Source organism: Streptomyces sp. NRRL B-3229 (genome assembly GCF_000719505.1).
GTDB lineage: Bacteria > Actinomycetota > Actinomycetes > Streptomycetales > Streptomycetaceae > Streptomyces > Streptomyces griseorubiginosus.
Genome location: NZ_JOGP01000008.1, coordinates 213,605 through 232,191, shown reverse-complemented (window position 1 = coordinate 232,191; position 18,587 = coordinate 213,605). Strand labels below are relative to the sequence as shown.

Here is an 18,587-nt window from a genome sequence, read left to right as displayed (position 1 = left end):
TCGCGTCGAGCATCACGTACAGCACAACTGTGACAGCACCGCGTCAACGGCAACGGGGTGCAGAATGGACACATCTTCGACGGGACCCTTCCAACTCCGCTCACCGGTGCCGCACAAGTGGGGCAAGGGCGTGTTTCTTTGCCGGAAAATCGTTCGACCATTCCGGTGGGGGTCATACTCTCTGCCACGACCCCGACCGCCCGGGCGGTACTGGGAAGGGGTGGATTTCAGGAAATTCCAGGACGTAAGAGGGCGGGAGGGTTGCCGCGCATGCAAGGCACGGTCGACGGATTCAGCTATGGACTCGTCACACCGCTGGTGGCTTACCTCATGGCCTGCCTCGGCGGGGCCCTCGGCCTGCGTTGCACCACCAGATCCATGCTCGTCAGACGGTCCTGGCGCCCCGGCTGGCTGGCTCTCGGCTCGGCGGCGATCGGCTCCGGCATCTGGACCATGCACTTCGTGGCGATGATGGGCTTCCAGGTCCGGGAGGCGCCGATCCACTACGACCGGGCGATCACCTTCGCCAGTCTCGGCGTGGCCATCGTGATGGTGGGTGTCGGCGTCTTCATCGTCGGCTACCGGGGTGCGAGGGGAACGGCCCTGATGACGGGCGGCGCCATCACCGGCCTCGGCATCGCGTCCATGCACTACCTGGGCATGGCGGGCATGCGGCTGAACGGGCAGCTGGAGTACAACACGGCCACCGTGGCCGTCTCCGTGGTCATAGCCGTCGTCGCCGCGACGGCCGCCCTGTGGGCCGCCGGCCAGGTCAGGGGCTTCCTGTGGAGCGTGGGCGCGAGCCTCGTCATGGGCCTCGCGGTCACAGGCATGCACTACACGGGCATGGCCGCCCTCAGCGTGCATGTGCACAACACCAGTGCCCCGGTCGCGGGCGACTCCCCGGCCTCCCTGCTGGCGCCCATGATGATCGGCCCGCTCGCCTTCCTGCTGCTCGCGGGCGTCGTCGTGATGTTCGATCCGCTGATGGTCATGGGCAAGCCGGTATGGTCACCCGCCGAGAACAAGCCCGGCGTCCCGGCCCGGGAACTGGTCCACCACCCGCCCGCCCGCCGCTCCCCGCTCCACCCCCGCCGAGACACCCCGCACCACGAACCCCGCACACCCCAGAACCGCTGACCACCGGCGGGGCGCCACCCATGACCGGGGGCCACCGGTCCAGTCGTCGGCTACGCCGAGACCGGTGCAGGTGATCGCCCTGTGGTCGCAGACGCTCTGCTCCCAGAACCGCTCCCACCGACCCCGAAACCCCTGATCCGGCCGCGTTGTCAGTGGGGAGTCGTACGGTTGACTTCATGCGGCCCGTTTCCCACATCGAACGTACGGTGGCGCCCTTCGAGGTCGTCAGCCCCTACCAGCCCAGCGGCGACCAGCCGGCGGCCATCGCCGACCTGGCCCGGCGCATCGAGGCAGGTGAGAAGGACGTCGTCCTGCTCGGCGCGACCGGTACCGGAAAGTCCGCCACCACGGCGTGGATGATCGAGAAGCTCCAGCGCCCCACCCTCGTGATGGCCCCGAACAAGACCCTGGCCGCCCAGCTGGCCAACGAGTTCCGGGAGCTGCTGCCGAACAACGCGGTCGAGTACTTCGTCTCGTACTACGACTACTACCAGCCCGAGGCGTACGTCCCGCAGTCGGACACCTACATCGAGAAGGACTCCTCGATCAACGAGGAGGTCGAGCGCCTGCGCCACTCCGCGACCAACTCGCTGCTCACCCGCAGGGACGTCGTCGTGGTCGCCTCCGTCTCCTGCATCTACGGCCTCGGCACCCCCCAGGAGTACGTGGACCGCATGGTCCCCCTCCGGGTCGGCGACGAAGTCGACCGCGACCAGCTGCTGCGCCGCTTCGTCGACATCCAGTACACGCGCAACGACCTCGCCTTCACCCGCGGCACCTTCCGCGTCCGCGGCGACACCATCGAGATCTTCCCGGTCTACGAGGAGCTCGCCGTCCGCATCGAGATGTTCGGCGACGAGATCGAGGCCCTGTCCACCCTCCACCCGCTCACCGGCGAGATCATCAGCGACGACGAGCAGCTGTACGTCTTCCCGGCCTCCCACTACGTCGCCGGCCCCGAGCGCATGGAGCGGGCCGTCAACGACATCGAGAAGGAGCTGGGGGAGCGCCTCGCCGAGCTGGAGAAGCAGGGCAAGCTCCTGGAGGCCCAGCGCCTGCGGATGCGCACCACCTACGACCTGGAGATGCTCCGCCAGATCGGCTCCTGCTCCGGCGTGGAGAACTACTCGATGCACTTCGACGGCCGCCTGCCCGGCTCCCCGCCGAACACCCTGCTCGACTACTTCCCGGACGACTTCCTCCTCGTCATCGACGAGTCGCACGTGACCGTGCCCCAGATCGGCGCCATGTACGAGGGCGACGCCTCCCGCAAGCGCACCCTCGTCGACCACGGCTTCCGGCTCCCCTCGGCCCTGGACAACCGCCCGCTGAAATGGGAGGAGTTCACCGAGCGCATCGGCCAGACCGTCTACCTGTCGGCGACCCCCGGCAAGTACGAGCTCTCGCGCGGGGACGGCGTCGTCGAGCAGATCATCCGCCCGACCGGCCTGGTCGACCCGGAGGTCGTCGTCAAGCCCACCGAGGGCCAGATCGACGACCTGGTGCACGAGATCCGCACCCGCACCGAGAAGGACGAACGGGTCCTGGTCACCACGCTCACCAAGAAGATGGCCGAGGACCTCACCGACTACTTCCTGGAGCTCGGCATCCAGGTCCGCTATCTGCACAGCGACGTCGACACCCTGCGCCGGGTGGAGCTGCTGCGCGAGCTGCGCTCCGGCGAGTTCGACGTCCTGGTCGGCATCAACCTCCTCCGGGAGGGCCTCGACCTGCCCGAGGTCTCCCTGGTCGCGATCCTCGACGCCGACAAGGAGGGCTTCCTGCGTTCCGGCACCTCCCTGATCCAGACCATCGGCCGCGCGGCGCGCAATGTCTCCGGCCAGGTCCACATGTACGCCGACAAGATCACCCCGGCGATGGAGAAGGCCATCGACGAGACCAACCGCCGCCGGGAGAAGCAGGTCGCGTACAACCAGGAGCGGGGGATCGACCCCCAGCCGCTCCGCAAGAAGATCAACGACATCGTCGCGCAGATCGCCCGCGAGGACGTGGACACCGAGCAGCTGCTCGGCTCCGGTTACCGCCAGGGCAAGGACGACAAGGGAGCCAAGGCACCCGTGCCGGCCCTCGGCGGCAAGGCGGCGGGCACCAAGGGCGCCAAGGCCGCCAGGGGCAAGGCCGCCAAGGAGACCGTCCCCACCGACCGTCCCGCGGCCGAACTCACCGAGCAGATCGAGGAGATGACGGCCCGTATGCGGGCAGCCGCCGCCGACCTCCAGTTCGAGATCGCCGCCCGGCTGCGGGACGAGGTCTCCGAGATGAAGAAGGAGCTCCGGCAGATGAAGGAGGCGGGCCTGGCCTGACCTCATCGCACTGTGTTGCAAGACCGACACAAAGTGCGCTCCGGGGTGCGTCACCGTCCAGGGCCCTGCGTAGGGTGCTGGCAACCGCGGACGCCGCGGCAACAGGGGACATCGAGAGGGGTTCGGCGCGTGACCGTCAACATGACCAAGGGTCAGGCCATCAGCCTGCAGAAGAACGACGGAGGCAGCCTGACCGCGGTGCGCATGGGCCTCGGCTGGCAGGCGGCTCCCCGCCGCGGCCTGTTCGGCTCACGCACCCGCGAGGTCGACCTCGACGCGTCCGCCGTCCTGTTCGCGGACAAGCAGCCCGTCGACGTCGTCTTCTTCCGCCACCTGGTGAGCGACGACGGCTCGGTCAGGCACACCGGTGACAACCTCGTCGGCGGCGCCGGCCAGGGCGGGGACGACGAGTCGATCCTCGTCGACCTGGCCCGCGTCCCGGTCCACATCGACCAGATCGTCTTCACCGTGAACTCCTTCACGGGCCAGACCTTCCAGGAGGTGCAGAACGCGTTCTGCCGTCTGGTCGACGAGACCAACGGCCAGGAACTGGCCCGCTACACCCTTGCCGGCGGCGGCTCCTACACCGCCCAGATCATGGCGAAGGTGCACCGGACGGGCCCGGCCTGGACGATGACGGCCCTCGGCACCCCCACCAACGGCCGCACCTTCCAGGACCTGATGCCGGCGATCCTGCCGCACCTGTAGACGGCCGCCGAGCGGCACCCGATCGGACACCACGAACACACAGGGGGGCAGGGCGATGACGGCCGAGCTGGTGCGGGGGCAGAACCACCCGCTTTCTCAGGCCCGTCTCGAGATCCGGATCGCGGCCGGCACGCCGGTCGTGGCCGCTGCCACGCTCGGCGACGAGCAGGGCAGGGTGCCCGGCGCCGAATGGGTCGTCCATCCCGGCGCACCCACCCTGCCGGGTCTGGAGGTCTCCCGGCAGGCGGCCGCCGACCACCGGCTCGCGGTCGACCTGGGTGCCGTGCCGGAGGCCGTCCACCGGGTCCATGTGCTGCTCGCCCTGCCCGCGGTGGGCGGCCCCGTGAGCTTCGGCGCCGTGGCCGCCCCGTTCGTCGCGGTCACCGGCCTGGACGGCACCGAGCTCGTCAGCTACACCATCGTCGGCCTGGACGCCGAGTCGGCGGTCGTCGCGCTGGAGCTCTACCGCCGCCAGGGCGCCTGGAAGGTGCGCGCGGTGGGCCAGGGCTACGCGGGCGGCTTCGCCGAACTCCTCGGAGATCAAGGCCTTCTACAGCCCCACCATCTCGCGAACGGCATCCACGAGGCGGTGGCCCGCAGCCTGGCCCGCGCGGTGCCGATGCCACCGCCCCTCACGGCCGACGCCGACCGGCCCCGGCAGACGGCTACACCGGCACCTGGCCCGGAGCAGGGCTCGACCGCGGCCCAGGGCGCCCCCGGCGCCGTATCGCCGAAGCCGCCGCTGTCGCCGTACGACGCACCACCCCCCGGCACCCCGGCGCAACCCGTACCTCCCCACGGCGGCCCCGTCTCCGGCTCCCCGCAGCCGACGTCGCCCCATGGCGGGCCGGCCTCCGGCGGGCCCCAGCCGATGGTGCCGCACGGCAGCCCCGCCCCGGGAACGCCCCGGCCCGGCTCCCCCTACGGCCCGCCCCCCGCGGTCGGCGGGTCGCAGTCCGGATACGGCGACCAGGGAGCCTCGGAATACGGCGGCCAAGGGGCCTCGGACGCCTCCGCTGCCCAGCCACCCGCGCCCACCGCGGGCGGCCCGATCGACTACAGCCACCCGCGCCGCCAGAACGCCGCCCCGCCGCCGCCCCCGCCCACCGCACCCCCGGCCCAGCCCGGTCAGCCCGCGCCACCCGTCGCCGGGGACGCGACCGGGTGGTCCATGGACGAGCGGCTCTACAACCAGGTGTGGGGCATGTTCGAGGACCTGGCCCGCTCGACGGCGGCGTACCGCAGCGCCGTGGACTTCGCCGACTCGCGGATGGAGAAGGAACTCGACGCCGCCCTCGCCGACCCGCGCAGCCGGATCAGTGGACAGGGCGATGCCGCACGGGAGGCGACCCGTGCCAAGCAGGCCCAGCTCGTCGAACAGGCCCGCGCGGTGTACGACCGGGATCTGGACCAGCTCATGGCCGAGTCCGACGTGGTCGAGCCCGCCCTGCCGCCCGCGTACGCCCGCTGGGACAACCCGGTCTGGCACGGCTACCGGGTGCCCTTCGAGGTCCCCATGGCCGTGCGGCTGGGGGACCTGCATCTGCCCGAGTGCGCCGAGCTGCGCATCCCGATGCTGGTCCGGCTGCCGCTGGAGCGCGGTCTGTGGATCGACAGCGGGGCCGCCGAATCACTCGACGGCTCGTTCCTCGACGCCCACGAGCTGCACCGCCTCGCGATGGACACGGCCGTGGCGCTCGCGGCCCGGCTGATCGCCGTGCACCCCGCCGGTGACTTCACCCTGCACGTCATCGATCCGGCCGGCTCCGGTGCCCAGGCGCTCGCGCCGCTGGCGCGGGCCGGTGTGCTCGCCGGTCCGCCCGCAGTCGGCGCCGCTGGCGTAGCCGAGGTCCTCGCGCGGCTGACCCAGCGCGTCGACCTCGTCCAGATGGCGATCCGCGGCGGTGCGGCCGATTCCCTCCCGCCCGGAGCGGACGCCTCCGAGCAGCTCCTGATCGTCAACGACTTCCCGCACGGCTTCGACGACCGGGCGGTGACCCAGCTGCGCTACCTCGCGGACGAGGGCCCGTCTGTCGGCGTCCACCTGATGATGGTCGCGGACCGTGAGGAGGCCTCCGCCTATGGCCCCCTCCTGGACCCCCTGTGGCGCTCGCTGATGCGGCTGACCCCGGTGCCCGACGACCACCTCGCCGACCCCTGGGTCGGGCACGCCTGGACCTACGAGCCCATCCTCGTCCCGCCCGGCAGCCAGGTGCTCCAGCAGGTCCTGGGCCAGGTCGCAGCCGCCCGCACCAAGTACTCGTAAAGCCACCTTGACCTGCTTACTTGACTTTTATTTTGCCAATCGCTTTACCTTTCCTTGGTGATTGGGTACCGTTGACGGCACGGAGGGGAGTACTCCCTGTCGACTGCGGCGTACCCGTCAATACGGATCAGGCCTGATCCCGGGGCGTCGGCCCACCGTGGGTGGAAGAGACCTCCGGCAGCGCGACGACGCTGGTTACTTGCCGTTACGTATTGCCGGAGGAACTGTGGACGTTTCCGTGACCCTGTGGGTCCTGACCGTCGTGGGCCTCGCCGCCCTCATCGCGGTCGACTTCTTCATCGGCCGCAAGCCGCACGACGTGTCCATCAAGGAAGCGGGCATCTGGACCGTCGTCTGGATCGCCCTGGCCGGACTCTTCGGCCTCGGACTGCTGATCTTCGGCGGTGGTCAGGCCGGGGGAGAATTCTTCGCGGGCTTCATCACCGAGAAGTCCCTGAGCGTGGACAACCTCTTCGTCTTCGTCCTGATCATGGCGAAGTTCGCGGTGCCCTCGCAGTACCAGCAGCGGGTCCTGCTCGTCGGTGTCCTGATAGCCCTGGTGCTGCGCGCGATCTTCATCGCCGCAGGTGCCGCGATCCTCGCCAGCTTCGCCTGGGTGTTCTACATCTTCGGCGCGTTCCTCATCTGGACCGCCTGGAAGCTCATCCAGGAGGCCCGCGCCGACGACGAGGACGAGGAGTTCGAGGAGAACAAGCTGCTCAAGGCCGTTGAGCACCGGTTCGGTGTCGCCGACCGATACCACGGCACCAAGCTGTGGATCGAGGAGAACGGCAAGCGGGTCATGACCCCGATGCTGGTCGTGATGCTCGCCATCGGCACCACCGACGTGCTCTTCGCCCTCGACTCGATCCCGGCGATCTTCGGCCTGACCCAGGACCCGTACATCGTCTTCACGGCCAACGCGTTCGCCCTGATGGGTCTGCGCCAGCTGTACTTCCTCATAGGCGGCCTGCTGAAGAAGCTGGTCCACCTCAGCTACGGCCTGTCGATCATCCTCGGCTTCATCGGCGTCAAGCTGGTGCTGCACGCCCTGCACGAGTCCGGGGTCCATGTCCCCGAGATCAGCATTCCGGTCTCCCTCGGTGTGATCTGCTCGGTCCTGATCGTGACCACGCTCACCAGTCTCCGTGCCTCCAAGAAGCAGGCGGCGGCCGAGGCGGCGCGAGCGGAGAGCGAAGGCGCTCCGAAGGACAGCATCGAGGCCTGACCACGGTCGGCGTAGGAAGAACCACCACCGGGAGTGGTGCGCGGCGAATTGCCGGTCACCGCTCCCGGTGCTTGGTTGGTCCGGGAGCGCGTACCCCGGCCCGGGGACGCCGTGGCCGGCTGGAGACCCCCATGAAGTTCGTGCAGATCATCGGCTTCGCGACCGAGCGCCTTGAGGAGATGCAGCAGCTGATGGAGGAGGCGGGGCAGCGCAACGAGGGCCGGACGGGCGGCCCCACCCACCGCATGCTCCTGAGGGACCGCGACAAGCCCAACCACTACCTGGCGGTGCTCGAATTCGAGTCGTACGAGGAGGCCATGCGCAACAGCGACGACCCCGAGACGAGCAAACTGGCGGAGCAGCTGGGCGCGCTGAGCTTCGGCGAGCGTGTGTACACCAATTGCGACGTCCTGGATTCGGGCGAGCTCAAGTAGTGCGGACCCAACCGGTTCAACGCCCGTATGGTTCAACACCCACCGTTCAACCTCAAGTAGTGCATGCCCGGTTCGCCCCTGGGACGATCTCTTCATGATCGCTCGGTTCAGGCCGCTCATCACGCGCTGGACGTCCGTCGTGCCCGGGCTCGCGGTCGCCCTGCTGGTGTTCACCTGGGGTCGCGATCTGCCCGGCGTGGTCGTGGCGCTCGTGACCCTGGTGCTCGCGGGAGCCGTGCTGGCGGCCGTGCACCACGCCGAGGTGGTGGCCCACCGGGTCGGTGAACCCTTCGGCTCGCTCGTTCTCGCCGTCGCCGTCACCATCATCGAAGTCGCCCTGATCGTCACCCTGATGGCCGACGGCGGCGACAAGAGTTCCACCCTGGCCAGGGACACCGTGTTCGCGGCCGTGATGATCACCTGCAACGGCATCGTCGGCATCAGCCTCCTGGTGGCCTCACTGCGCCACGGCACTGCCGTCTTCAACCCCGAGGGCACCGGCGCCGCCCTCGCCACGGTCGCCACCCTGGCCACCCTCAGTCTGGTCCTGCCGACCTTCACGACCAGCAAGCCGGGCCCGGAGTTCTCCACCACGCAGCTGACCTTCGCCGCGCTGTCCTCGCTGGTGCTGTACGGCCTGTTCGTGGCGACCCAGACCGTGCGGCACCGCGACTACTTCCTCCCGATCACCCACCAGGGCGAGCTGATCACGGCCGACGACCACGCCGAGGTCCCCACCGCCCGTACCGCGCTGATCAGCCTCGGTCTGCTGGGGCTGGCCCTGATCGGGGTTGTCGGCCTCGCCAAGGGCGTCTCGCCGACCATCGAGTCCGGGGTGGCCAAGGCGGGCCTCCCACACGCCGTCGTCGGTGTGATCATCGCCCTGCTGGTGCTGCTCCCCGAGACGATCGCGGCCCTGCGCTCCGCGCGCCGCGACCGGGTGCAGACCAGTCTCAACCTCGCCCTCGGCTCCGCCATGGCCAGCATCGGCCTGACCATCCCCGCGGTCGCCCTGGCGTCCGTCTGGCTCTCCGGGCCGCTCGTCCTCGGCCTGGGCGCCACCCACATGGTGCTGCTGGCCCTGACCGTGGTGGTGAGCTCGCTGACCGTGGTCCCGGGCCGGGCCACCCCGCTCCAGGGCGGCGTCCACCTGGTGCTGTTCGCGGCCTATCTGGAGCTGGCGATCAATCCGTAGCGGCAACAGTGCGAAGCACCCGAGGCTGCGCAGCGCGAACTACCCGAAGTGGCCGGCATTTACGCGGGCGCGCGGGCGTGATCAGTAGGTGACGGTGATGCGCCGGGCGGGGCCGTCGACGCGGACGAGGCCGCCGTGGGGGATGACGAGTTGGGGATCGGTGTGGCCGTAGTCCACGTCGAAGACGATGGTGGTGTCGGGGGCATACACGCGCATGGCTTGCAGGACGGCCTCCCGCTGGTCGGCGGCGTAACGGTCCGCCTCCTCGGGGCTGCTGGGGCGCTCGAAGGACCAGGTCTTGGGGCGGCCCATCAGCAGGGCGGAGAAGCGTTGCAGCAGCCCGCGTTCGCCCATGTTGCGCAGCGTGCGGAAGACCTCGAGGTCGCTCGGCATCTCCTCGGAGGTCTCCAGGAGCAGCACGCCACCGTCGTACTCACTGAGATCGCGGGCGATCTCGCGGTCGGCCATCAGCAGCCAGCCGAGGATCTCCAGGCAGCCGCCCCAGGCGCGGCCCTCCACCACCCGGTCGGCGTTCACCCAGGTCCAGCCGTTGCCGGGGCGGGTCTCGGGTTCCGCGTCGAAGGTGGCGGGGTCGGCCCAGTCGCGGTTGACGTCGTTCCAGCGTGCCGCGGCGGTGAGTTCGTACGGGCCGGAGGTGAACAGGGCCGCCCGCAGGGAGTCGGCGGTCAGCGGATCCATGGCCACGGGCCGGCCGAGCGCGGTCATCACGGTCGCCCCGTGATAGCCGACGATGCCGGTGGCGTACAGGTACGCGAGCAGGTTGGTGTTGTCGCTCATCCCGAAGAACGGCTTGGGGTTCGCCCGGATCAACTCCCGGTCCAGGAACGGCAGCACGGTGATCTGGTCGTCACCGCCGATGGACGCCATGACCGCCTTGACGTCCGGGTCGGCGAAGGCCGCGTGGAGGTCGGCGGCGCGCTCCTGGGGCGTCGAGCCCATCCTGCGCGTCGTCGGGTACTCGACCGGCTCCAGCCCGTACTCCTTGCGCAGTCGCTCGAGCCCGAGTTCGAAGGGGCGCGGGAAGAGCCCAGGGAGGCCGGCGCCGGGGGAGACGACGGCGATCCGGTCGCCGGGTACGGGCTTGGAGGGGTACGAGAGCGTGGTCATGCCGGGAGGGTACGGGCGGCACCGCGCGCGTCGCACCGTGATAAACCGGGGACGAGCAGCCCACCCGCACCGGAGGAACCGTGCCCCGCACCCTGGCCAACGCCCCGATCATGATCCTCAACGGCCCCAACCTGAACCTGCTGGGGCAGCGGCAGCCGGAGATCTACGGCAAGGAGACGCTGACCGACGTCGAGGCCCTGTGCGCCGAGGCGGCGGCCGCGCACGGCGGCACGGTCGATTTCCGGCAGTCCAACCACGAGGGCGAACTGGTCGACTGGATCCACGAGGCACGGCTGAACCACTGCGGGATCGTCATCAACCCCGGCGCCTACTCGCACACTTCGGTCGCGATCCTGGACGCGCTCAACACCTGTGACGGGATGCCGGTGCTGGAGGTGCACATCTCCAACATCCACCGGCGCGAGGCCTTCCGGCACCACTCCTACGTCTCGCTGCGCGCGGACGGGGTCATCGCGGGGTGCGGGGTGCAGGGGTACGTCTTCGGCGTGGAGCGGGTCGCCGCGCTGGCGGGACCGGCACGGGCCGAGGCGTAGGACTGTAAGCGGGTCGAGGCGTAGGACTGTAAGAGGCGTCCGCCCTTGCGGGCGCCTCTTACACATGCCTACAGCCGCCTCGCTACAACATGCCTACAGCCGCCCCGCCTCCACGATCCGCCGCAGGAAGCGCTGCGTCCGCTCCTGTTGAGGCTCGCCGAAGATCTGTTCGGCGGTGCCGCGCTCGTGGACGACCCCCGAGTCCAGAAAACAAACCTGGTCGGCGACCTCCCGCGCGAAGCCCATCTCGTGGGTGGCCAGCACCATGGTCATGCCCTCGCCCTTGAGGTCGCGGACCACGTTCAGGACCTCGCCGACCAGCTCGGGGTCGAGCGCCGCGGTGATCTCGTCGAGGAGCAGTAGCCGGGGCCGTACGGCCAGGGCCCGCACGATCGCCACCCGCTGCTGCTGACCGCCGCTGAGCCGGTCCGGGTACTCGTCCGCCTTCCCGCCGAGCCCGAGCCGCTCCAGCAGCTCTCTGGCATGCTGCTCGGCCTCCGCGCGGGCCACGCCGTGCACCCGCCGCGGGGCCAGGGTGATGTTCTCCAGCACGGTCATGTGCGGGAAGAGGTTGTATGCCTGGAACACCACGCCGATACGGCGCCGTACCGCGTCCTGGTCGGCCCGCGGGTCGGTGATCTCCTCACCGTCCAGCCAGATCGCGCCGTCGTCGATCTCCTCCAGGAGGTTGGCGCAGCGCAACAGGGTCGACTTGCCGGAGCCGGAGGCGCCGATCAGGGCGGTCACCGTGTGCGGGGCGACCTCCAGGTCGACGTCCCGCAGTACGACCGAGTCGCCGAAGGTCTTGCGGACGGACTCCATCCGCAGCACCGGCGCGTCCGTGTCGCTCATGCGATCCCTCCCTGCGCCCGCCGTCGGTCCATCCGTGCCGTCACCCAGTCCGTGAAGCGCGTCATCGGGATGGTCAGCGCCACGAACACCAGGCCCGCGACGATGTACGGCGTGTAGTTGAGGCTCCGGCCGACGATGATGTCGGCGGCCCGTACGGCGTCGATCGCGCCGCCGATCGACACCAGACCGGTGTCCTTCTGGAGGGACACCAGGTCGTTCAGCAGGGGCGGCACCTGGCGGCGCACCGCCTGCGGCAGCACCACGTACCGCAGCGCCTGCCGGTTGGACAGTCCGAGCGAACGGGCCGCGGCGCGCTGCGAGGGGTGCACGGACTCGATGCCCGCGCGGAACACCTCGGCCACGTATGCCGAGTACGTCAGCGTGAGTGCCGTGCCGCCCAGCCACACCGGGTCGACCGTCACGCCCTGGAGCCGCAGTGCCGGGACGCCCAGGACGACGATCATCAGGTTGATGATGAGCGGGAGGCCGCGGAAGAAGTCCGTGTAGGCGGCGGCCAGGAAGCGCAGCGGGAAGAACACCGGGCCGCGCAGGGTGCGGGCGATGGCGATGAGCATGCCGAGGACCAGGACGGCCGCGCCGCAGATGAACAGCAGCCGGACGTTCAGCCACAGTCCTTCGAGGACCTTCGGGAACGCCTCGCGCGCGTACTGCCCGTTGAAGAACGTCTCCTTGGTGCGCGGCCAGCCCGGCGCGTTGACGACGACCAGGTAGAGGACGACGGCGGTGACCAGGGTCGAGACCGCGGCGATCGCCGTCGCGCGGCGGGAGCGGGCACGCTTGAACGCATCCCGCTCGATCCGCCGCTGCGACGGCGTGTAGGAGTCGCCACCGCTCTCCTGGCCGGTCTCGTCCTTCGTGAGCGTCACTTGAGGACCGGGGCGTCGACGGCGTCCGACAGCCACTGCTGCTCCAGCTCGGCGAGCGTGCCGTCCTTGCGGAGCGCGTCCACGGCGGCCGTCACGCAGGAGGTGAGGGAGCTGCCCTTGTCGAGCACGAGCCCGAACTGCTCGGGCGTGCCGCCCTGGTTCTCGAACTGCCCGACGATCGTGCCGTCCGTCACCTCGGCCGCGGTGATGTAGAAGGCGGTGGGCAGGTCGACGACGATGGCGTCCACCTGCTTGTTCTCCAGCGCGGACTTCGCCTGGTCGTTCTTGGCGTACGCGGCGGCCTCCTGCGTCGGCTTCACCACGTCCTGGATGTAGTTCAGGCTGGTCGTGCCGACCTGGGCGCCGAGCTTGAGGCCCTTCAGGTCCGCGATGCTCTTCGCCTTGGCGGCCTTCGTCCCCTTGAGCGCGATGACGGCCTGCCGCACGTCGTAGTAGCCGGACGAGAAGTCCACGGCCTTCTTGCGCTCGGCGCTGATCGACACCTGGTTGATGTCGAAGTCGAAGGTCTTCTCCCCGGGCGCGAAGGCCTTGTTGAAGGGGACGCTCTGCCAGACGACCGCGCTCCGGTCGTAGCCGAGCTGCTTGGCCACGGCGTAGGCGACGGCGGACTCGAAGCCCTTCCCGTTCGCCGGCTTGTCGTCCTTGAACCACGGCTCGTACGCGGGCTCGTCCGTCGCGACCGTCAGCTTGCCGGAGGCCTTCGTGGCCAGCTTGCCCTTGGCGCAGGCGTTACCGGTCGGCGCCGAGGCCTTGGCGCTCGCGTCGTCCTCGGGCTGCGGGGCGCAACCGACGGCGGTGGCGAGCAGGGCTATGGATGCCGCGGCGACGGCGCGGCGCAGGGCGCGAGGGGCAGGGTGCATGGCGGGAGAGTGACAGTCCACTGTCCCGTTTGTCGAGGTCACAACGGCAATTGTCCGCATATTGGGAACGGGTGTTGCATTTTTGTGAACAGTTTTCGGACAGGTTGCCTGGGCCGCCGGCCGAGGGCGGGGATCGAAAGACCGGCGGCCCTTACCGCGCAGGAGCCGTCATCCTGTGCGGGGCTGCCCCCAGTTGACTGCGCAACCACCTGTGCCGGGAGCGCGTGTGTGACACCGGCGTGTGCGAAGAGTTCACACGGGGCGCGCGCAACCTCCCTTGCGCGCACCGGCGTTCACCACCCCCGCGCGTGCAACCAGAAGGGTTTCACCACCCCCGCGCGTGCCACTCCGGCAGCTGCGGCCGCTCCGCGCCCAGGGTCGTGTCGTGGCCGTGGCCCGGGTACACCCAGGTCTCGTCCGGCAGCACGTCGAAGATCTTCGTCTCGACGTCGTGGATCAGACTGGCGAACGCCTCCGGGTCCTTGCGGGTGTTGCCCACGCCGCCCGGGAAGAGGCAGTCCCCGGTGAACACGTGCGGGTGCCCGTGCGGGTCGTCGTAGACGAGGGCGATCGAGCCCGGTGTGTGCCCGACCAGGTGGCGCGCGGTGAGTTCCACACGTCCCACCCGGATGACGTCCCCGTCGTCGACCGGGACGTCGGTGGGGACGGGGATGCCCTCGGCGTCCGCCCGCCCGGCGTACGTACGCGCGTGTGTCGCCGCGACGACCTCCGCGAGCGCCTGCCAGTGGTCGCCGTGCTGGTGCGTGGTGACGACGGACGCGATGCCGTCGGCGCCGATGGTGCCGAGCAGGGTCTCCGCCTCGTTGGCGGCGTCGATCAGGAGCTGCTCGTCGGTGGCCCGGCAGCGCAGCAGATAGGCGTTGTTGTTCATCGGGCCGACCGCGACCTTGGTGATCATCAGGTCCTTGAGCTCGTGCACGTCGGCGGGCCCGCCGACCGTCACCTGTCCGCTGTACGTCATGACGGCCAGCCTATAGCGGGGGCAGCACGGGGAGGGGGCCGCCGTGGACCGTCAGCGCGGAGCCGTCGCGGCGGCCCGCGAGCCAGCCGAGGAGGTCGGCGGCGGTGCCCTCGACGCTGACCTCCGGTGCGTCGGCGGCGCGACCGGTGCTCCACGCGTGCGTGCCGTCCGCCAGGCTCGTGGCCGGCACGTCGGGGTGGCCGGAGAAGCGCTCGGTGAGGAACACGATCTCCCGTTCCGTGAACTCCTCGGGCAGGTCCTCCAGCTCGTACCCGATCCCCAGGTCCACGTGGTGCAGTTCGACCTCGACCCACCTCCGGAACGGCACCCGGGCCGCCGCGTCGGTGACCCCGTTGCGCAGCTCGACCGTGCGCGACCAGTCCGCGGGCTCCGCCCCCGCCTCCTGGAAGCGGGCGCCGCTGTCGCGCAGGTCGGCGAGCTGGACGTCGAGGGGCCGGGGGGCGTCGCGCTCGATGTCGGCGTCGCGCGCCTCGGCCGAGGGGTACATGGGCCGACCCCGCAGCACGTTCACGAGAGCGTCGGCGTTGCGGGAGAGATGGGCGAGGACATGGCCGCGGCTCCAGCCCGGAAGCCGTGACGACTGCGTCACGGCCGCGTTGTCCATCTTGGCGGCTGCGGTCAGCAGCCGCTCGGTCGCACCACGTACAGACTCCAGGTCATGAGCGTGATCAGTCATGGTGCTGACCCTAGCCCCGCCACACCTTTGGGTGAAGGTGGTGAAGCTGTGCCGTAAATCGAATGCACGTGCTATATGGTCGGAAGCGGCGTCGGGCATGCTGGAAGGCCGGGGATTGTTGTTCCCCATCCGGGAATCCGACCGGCGTTGTCAGTGGCTCCCCCTAGTCTGAGAAAAGACGGGGGCCCCGCCCCTGTCACTCCTCTCAAGCCAAGAAAGGTGCGGACCGGCGTGGCCGACCGTCTCATCGTCCGTGGCGCGCGCGAGCACAACCTGAAGAACGTCTCGCTCGACCTGCCTCGCGACTCGCTCATCGTCTTCACGGGCCTGTCCGGGTCGGGCAAGTCCTCGCTGGCCTTCGACACCATCTTCGCCGAGGGCCAGCGGCGCTACGTGGAGTCGCTCTCCTCGTACGCCCGCCAGTTCCTCGGGCAGATGGACAAGCCCGACGTCGACTTCATCGAGGGCCTGTCGCCCGCGGTCTCCATCGACCAGAAGTCGACCTCGCGCAACCCGCGCTCGACGGTCGGCACCATCACCGAGGTCTACGACTACCTGCGGCTGCTCTTCGCGCGCATCGGCAAGCCGCACTGCCCCGAGTGCGGCCGCCCCATCTCGCGCCAGTCGCCGCAGGCCATCGTCGACCGGGTCCTGGAGCTGCCCGAGGGCAGCCGCTTCCAGGTGCTGTCGCCGCTGGTGCGGGAGCGCAAGGGAGAGTTCGTCGACCTCTTCGCCGACCTCCAGACCAAGGGTTACAGCCGGGCGCGGGTGGACGGTGAGACCGTCCAGCTCTCCAACCCGCCCACGCTGAAGAAGCAGGAGAAGCACACCATCGAGGTGGTCGTCGACCGTCTCACGGTGAAGGACTCCGCCAAGCGCCGCCTCACCGACTCCGTGGAGACCGCCCTCGGCCTGTCCGGCGGCATGGTCGTGCTCGACTTCGTCGACCTCCCCGAGGACGACCCCGAGCGCGAGCGGATGTTCTCGGAGCACCTGTACTGCCCGTACGACGACCTGTCCTTCGAGGAGCTGGAGCCCCGCTCCTTCTCCTTCAACTCGCCCTTCGGCGCCTGCCCCGAGTGCACCGGCATCGGCACCCGCATGGAGGTCGACCCGGAGCTGATCGTCCCCGACGAGGACAAGTCCCTCGACGAGGGCGCGATCCACCCCTGGTCGCACGGCCACACCAAGGACTACTTCGGCCGGCTCATCGGCGCCCTCGCGGACGCCCTGGGCTTCCGCACCGACATCCCCTTCGCGGGGCTGCCCCAGCGCGCCAGGAAGGCCCTGCTGTACGGCCACAAGACGCAGATCGAGGTCCGCTACCGCAACCGGTACGGCCGTGAGCGGGTCTACACGACCCCCTTCGAAGGCGCCGTGCCCTTCGTCAAGCGCCGGCACAGCGAGTCCGAGTCCGACGCCAGCCGGGAGCGCTTCGAGGGCTACATGCGCGAGGTGCCCTGCCCCACCTGTGAGGGCACCCGCCTCAAGCCGCTCGTCCTCGCGGTCACCGTCATGGGCAAGTCGATCGCCGAGGTCTCCGGCATGTCCATCAGCGACTGCGCGGACTTCCTGGGCGAGCTGAAGCTCAGCGCCCGTGACAAGAAGATCGCCGAGCGGGTCCTCAAGGAGGTCAACGAACGGCTGAAGTTCCTGGTCGACGTCGGCCTGGACTACCTCTCGCTGAACCGCGCGGCCGGCACCCTGTCCGGCGGCGAGGCCCAGCGCATCCGGCTGGCCACCCAGATCGGTTCCGGACTCGTCGGCGTCCTGTACGTCCTCGACGAGCCGTCCATCGGACTGCACCAGCGCGACAACCACCGTCTGATCGAGACCCTGGTCCGGCTGCGGGACATGGGCAACACGCTCATCGTCGTCGAGCACGACGAGGACACCATCAAGGTCGCCGACTGGATCGTCGACATCGGTCCCGGCGCGGGCGAGCACGGCGGCAAGGTCGTGCACAGCGGCTCCCTGAAGGAGCTCCTGGCCAACACCGAGTCGGAGACGGGCCAGTACCTGTCGGGCAGGAAGGCCATCCCGCTGCCCGACATCCGCCGGCCTCTCGACCCGTCCCGGCAGCTCACCGTGCACGGAGCCCGCGAGAACAACCTCCAGGACATCGACGTGTCCTTCCCGCTGGGCGTGTTCACCGCGGTCACCGGTGTCTCGGGCTCCGGCAAGTCGACCCTGGTCAACGACATCCTGTACACCCACCTGGCGCGCGAGCTCAACGGCGCCAGGAGCGTCCCGGGCCGGCACACGCGCGTGGACGGCGACGACCTCGTCGACAAGGTCGTGCACGTCGACCAGTCGCCCATCGGCCGCACCCCGCGGTCCAACCCGGCGACGTACACCGGCGTCTTCGACCACGTCCGCAAGCTGTTCGCCGAGACCACCGAGGCGAAGGTCCGCGGCTACCAGCCGGGCCGCTTCTCCTTCAACGTCAAGGGCGGCCGCTGCGAGAACTGCGCGGGCGACGGCACCATCAAGATCGAGATGAACTTCCTCCCGGACGTCTACGTCCCGTGCGAGGTCTGCCACGGCGCCCGGTACAACCGGGAGACCCTGGAGGTCCACTACAAGGGCAAGTCCATCGCCGACGTCCTGAACATGCCGATCGAGGAGGCCACGGACTTCTTCGACGCCGTCCCGGCGATCGCCCGCCACCTCAACACCCTCAAGGACGTCGGTCTCGGCTACGTCCGCCTCGGCCAGGCCGCGACCACCCTGTCCGGCGGTGAGGCCCAGCGCGTGAAGCTCGCCAGCGAGCTCCAGAAGCGTTCCACAGGCCGTACGGTCTACGTCCTGGACGAGCCGACCACCGGTCTGCACTTCGAGGACATCAGCAAGCTGCTGAAGGTCCTGTCCGGCCTGGTCGACAAGGGCAACACCGTCATCGTCATCGAGCACAACCTCGACGTGATCAAGACGGCCGACTGGATCGTCGACATGGGCCCCGAGGGCGGCGCGGGCGGCGGTCTGGTCGTCGCCGAGGGCACGCCCGAGGAGGTCGCCGGCGTACCGGCCAGCCACACCGGCAAGTTCCTGAGGGAGATCCTGAGCGCCGACCGGATCAGCGACGGGGCCGCGGTGAAGGCTCCGCGCAAGGCGCCGGCCCGGAAGACGACCGCGGCGAAGAAGGCGGTCGCCACCACGTCCACGCCCAAGACGACGGCGACGGCCAGGACGACCGCGGCCAAGAAGACAGCCGCGAAGAAGACGGCGACGGCCGGCGAGGCGGCGGCCGCCAAGAAGGCCACCCCCGCGAAGAAGGCGACCCGGGCCCGCAAGGCCTGAGTCGACGGACA

Annotated in this window: 15 protein-coding genes; 9 read left to right on the top strand and 6 right to left on the bottom strand. The window is 69.7% G+C overall.

Going from position 1 to position 18,587, the window contains the following annotated elements:
* The first annotated feature begins 270 nt into the window (after positions 1 to 270).
* From IF54_RS0115325 to IF54_RS0115295, 7 genes are all read left to right on the top strand, one after another.
* Complete coding sequence (locus IF54_RS0115325) at positions 271 to 1,140, top strand: MHYT domain-containing protein (protein ID WP_030318721.1); 870 nt, start codon at positions 271 to 273, stop codon at positions 1,138 to 1,140.
* A 176-nt stretch (positions 1,141 to 1,316) separates the two neighbouring features.
* Complete coding sequence (uvrB, locus tag IF54_RS0115320; protein WP_030318719.1) at positions 1,317 to 3,464, top strand: excinuclease ABC subunit UvrB; 2,148 nt, start codon at positions 1,317 to 1,319, stop codon at positions 3,462 to 3,464.
* Positions 3,465 to 3,593: 129 nt separating this feature from the next.
* Positions 3,594 to 4,172, top strand: a complete 579-nt coding sequence (locus IF54_RS0115315; protein ID WP_030318717.1) for a TerD family protein — start codon at positions 3,594 to 3,596, stop codon at positions 4,170 to 4,172.
* A 55-nt stretch (positions 4,173 to 4,227) separates the two neighbouring features.
* Positions 4,228 to 6,438, top strand: a complete 2,211-nt coding sequence (locus IF54_RS0115310; RefSeq protein ID WP_030318715.1) for a TerD family protein — start codon at positions 4,228 to 4,230, stop codon at positions 6,436 to 6,438.
* A 226-nt stretch (positions 6,439 to 6,664) separates the two neighbouring features.
* Positions 6,665 to 7,666, top strand: coding sequence for a TerC/Alx family metal homeostasis membrane protein (locus tag IF54_RS0115305; protein ID WP_030318712.1), 1,002 nt, complete (start codon positions 6,665 to 6,667; stop codon positions 7,664 to 7,666).
* A gap of 131 nt (positions 7,667 to 7,797) precedes the next feature.
* Positions 7,798 to 8,100, top strand: coding sequence for a hypothetical protein (locus IF54_RS0115300; RefSeq protein ID WP_030318710.1), 303 nt, complete (start codon positions 7,798 to 7,800; stop codon positions 8,098 to 8,100).
* 94 nt (positions 8,101 to 8,194) lie between these two features.
* Complete coding sequence (locus IF54_RS0115295; protein ID WP_030318707.1) at positions 8,195 to 9,295, top strand: calcium:proton antiporter; 1,101 nt, start codon at positions 8,195 to 8,197, stop codon at positions 9,293 to 9,295.
* 81 nt (positions 9,296 to 9,376) lie between these two features.
* Here the strand turns inward: IF54_RS0115295 and IF54_RS0115290 are convergent, their stop codons facing one another.
* Positions 9,377 to 10,423: a S66 family peptidase gene (locus IF54_RS0115290; RefSeq protein ID WP_030318705.1), complete on the bottom strand. Its 1,047-nt coding sequence runs from the start codon at positions 10,421 to 10,423 to the stop codon at positions 9,377 to 9,379.
* A gap of 80 nt (positions 10,424 to 10,503) precedes the next feature.
* On the opposite strand from IF54_RS0115290, the gene aroQ reads away from it, so the two are divergent.
* Positions 10,504 to 10,977, top strand: a complete 474-nt coding sequence (aroQ, locus tag IF54_RS0115285; protein ID WP_030318704.1) for a type II 3-dehydroquinate dehydratase — start codon at positions 10,504 to 10,506, stop codon at positions 10,975 to 10,977.
* A gap of 93 nt (positions 10,978 to 11,070) precedes the next feature.
* On the opposite strand, the gene IF54_RS0115280 is transcribed toward aroQ, so the two are convergent.
* From IF54_RS0115280 to IF54_RS0115260, 5 genes are all read right to left on the bottom strand, one after another.
* Positions 11,071 to 11,829, bottom strand: a complete 759-nt coding sequence (locus tag IF54_RS0115280) for an amino acid ABC transporter ATP-binding protein (protein WP_030318701.1) — start codon at positions 11,827 to 11,829, stop codon at positions 11,071 to 11,073.
* The gene (locus IF54_RS0115275) at positions 11,826 to 12,716 is read right to left on the bottom strand and encodes an amino acid ABC transporter permease (protein ID WP_030318699.1); all 891 of its coding nucleotides are present in this window, start codon (positions 12,714 to 12,716) and stop codon (positions 11,826 to 11,828) included. Before IF54_RS0115275 ends, IF54_RS0115280 begins: the two co-directional genes overlap by 4 nt.
* Positions 12,713 to 13,597 carry an ABC transporter substrate-binding protein gene (locus IF54_RS0115270; protein ID WP_030318697.1) on the bottom strand — a complete coding sequence of 295 codons (885 nt, stop codon included), beginning with the start codon at positions 13,595 to 13,597 and terminating at the stop codon, positions 12,713 to 12,715. The genes IF54_RS0115275 and IF54_RS0115270 overlap by 4 nt, the downstream gene beginning before the upstream one ends.
* Positions 13,598 to 13,922: 325 nt before the next feature.
* Positions 13,923 to 14,579 carry an MBL fold metallo-hydrolase gene (locus IF54_RS0115265; protein ID WP_030318695.1) on the bottom strand — a complete coding sequence of 219 codons (657 nt, stop codon included), beginning with the start codon at positions 14,577 to 14,579 and terminating at the stop codon, positions 13,923 to 13,925.
* 10 nt (positions 14,580 to 14,589) lie between these two features.
* Positions 14,590 to 15,276, bottom strand: a complete 687-nt coding sequence (locus tag IF54_RS0115260) for a maleylpyruvate isomerase family mycothiol-dependent enzyme (protein ID WP_030318693.1) — start codon at positions 15,274 to 15,276, stop codon at positions 14,590 to 14,592.
* 231 nt (positions 15,277 to 15,507) lie between these two features.
* Here IF54_RS0115260 and uvrA point away from each other — a divergent pair, with 231 nt between their 5' ends.
* Entirely contained in the window at positions 15,508 to 18,576 is a 3,069-nt protein-coding gene (uvrA, locus tag IF54_RS0115255) for an excinuclease ABC subunit UvrA (RefSeq protein ID WP_030318691.1), read from the top strand.
* Positions 18,577 to 18,587: the final 11 nt, after the last annotated feature.

Coding starts and splice junctions, on each gene's coding strand:
- IF54_RS0115270 (WP_030318697.1), bottom strand. CDS start 13,597: ATGCACCCTGCCCCTCGCGCCCTGCGCCGCGCCGTCGCCGCGGCATCC.
- IF54_RS0115325 (WP_030318721.1), top strand. CDS start 271: ATGCAAGGCACGGTCGACGGATTCAGCTATGGACTCGTCACACCGCTG.
- IF54_RS0115265 (WP_030318695.1), bottom strand. CDS start 14,579: ATGACGTACAGCGGACAGGTGACGGTCGGCGGGCCCGCCGACGTGCAC.
- IF54_RS0115310 (WP_030318715.1), top strand. CDS start 4,228: ATGACGGCCGAGCTGGTGCGGGGGCAGAACCACCCGCTTTCTCAGGCC.
- IF54_RS0115280 (WP_030318701.1), bottom strand. CDS start 11,829: ATGAGCGACACGGACGCGCCGGTGCTGCGGATGGAGTCCGTCCGCAAG.
- IF54_RS0115290 (WP_030318705.1), bottom strand. CDS start 10,423: ATGACCACGCTCTCGTACCCCTCCAAGCCCGTACCCGGCGACCGGATC.
- IF54_RS0115300 (WP_030318710.1), top strand. CDS start 7,798: ATGAAGTTCGTGCAGATCATCGGCTTCGCGACCGAGCGCCTTGAGGAG.
- uvrB (WP_030318719.1), top strand. CDS start 1,317: ATGCGGCCCGTTTCCCACATCGAACGTACGGTGGCGCCCTTCGAGGTC.
- IF54_RS0115295 (WP_030318707.1), top strand. CDS start 8,195: ATGATCGCTCGGTTCAGGCCGCTCATCACGCGCTGGACGTCCGTCGTG.
- IF54_RS0115260 (WP_030318693.1), bottom strand. CDS start 15,276: ATGACTGATCACGCTCATGACCTGGAGTCTGTACGTGGTGCGACCGAG.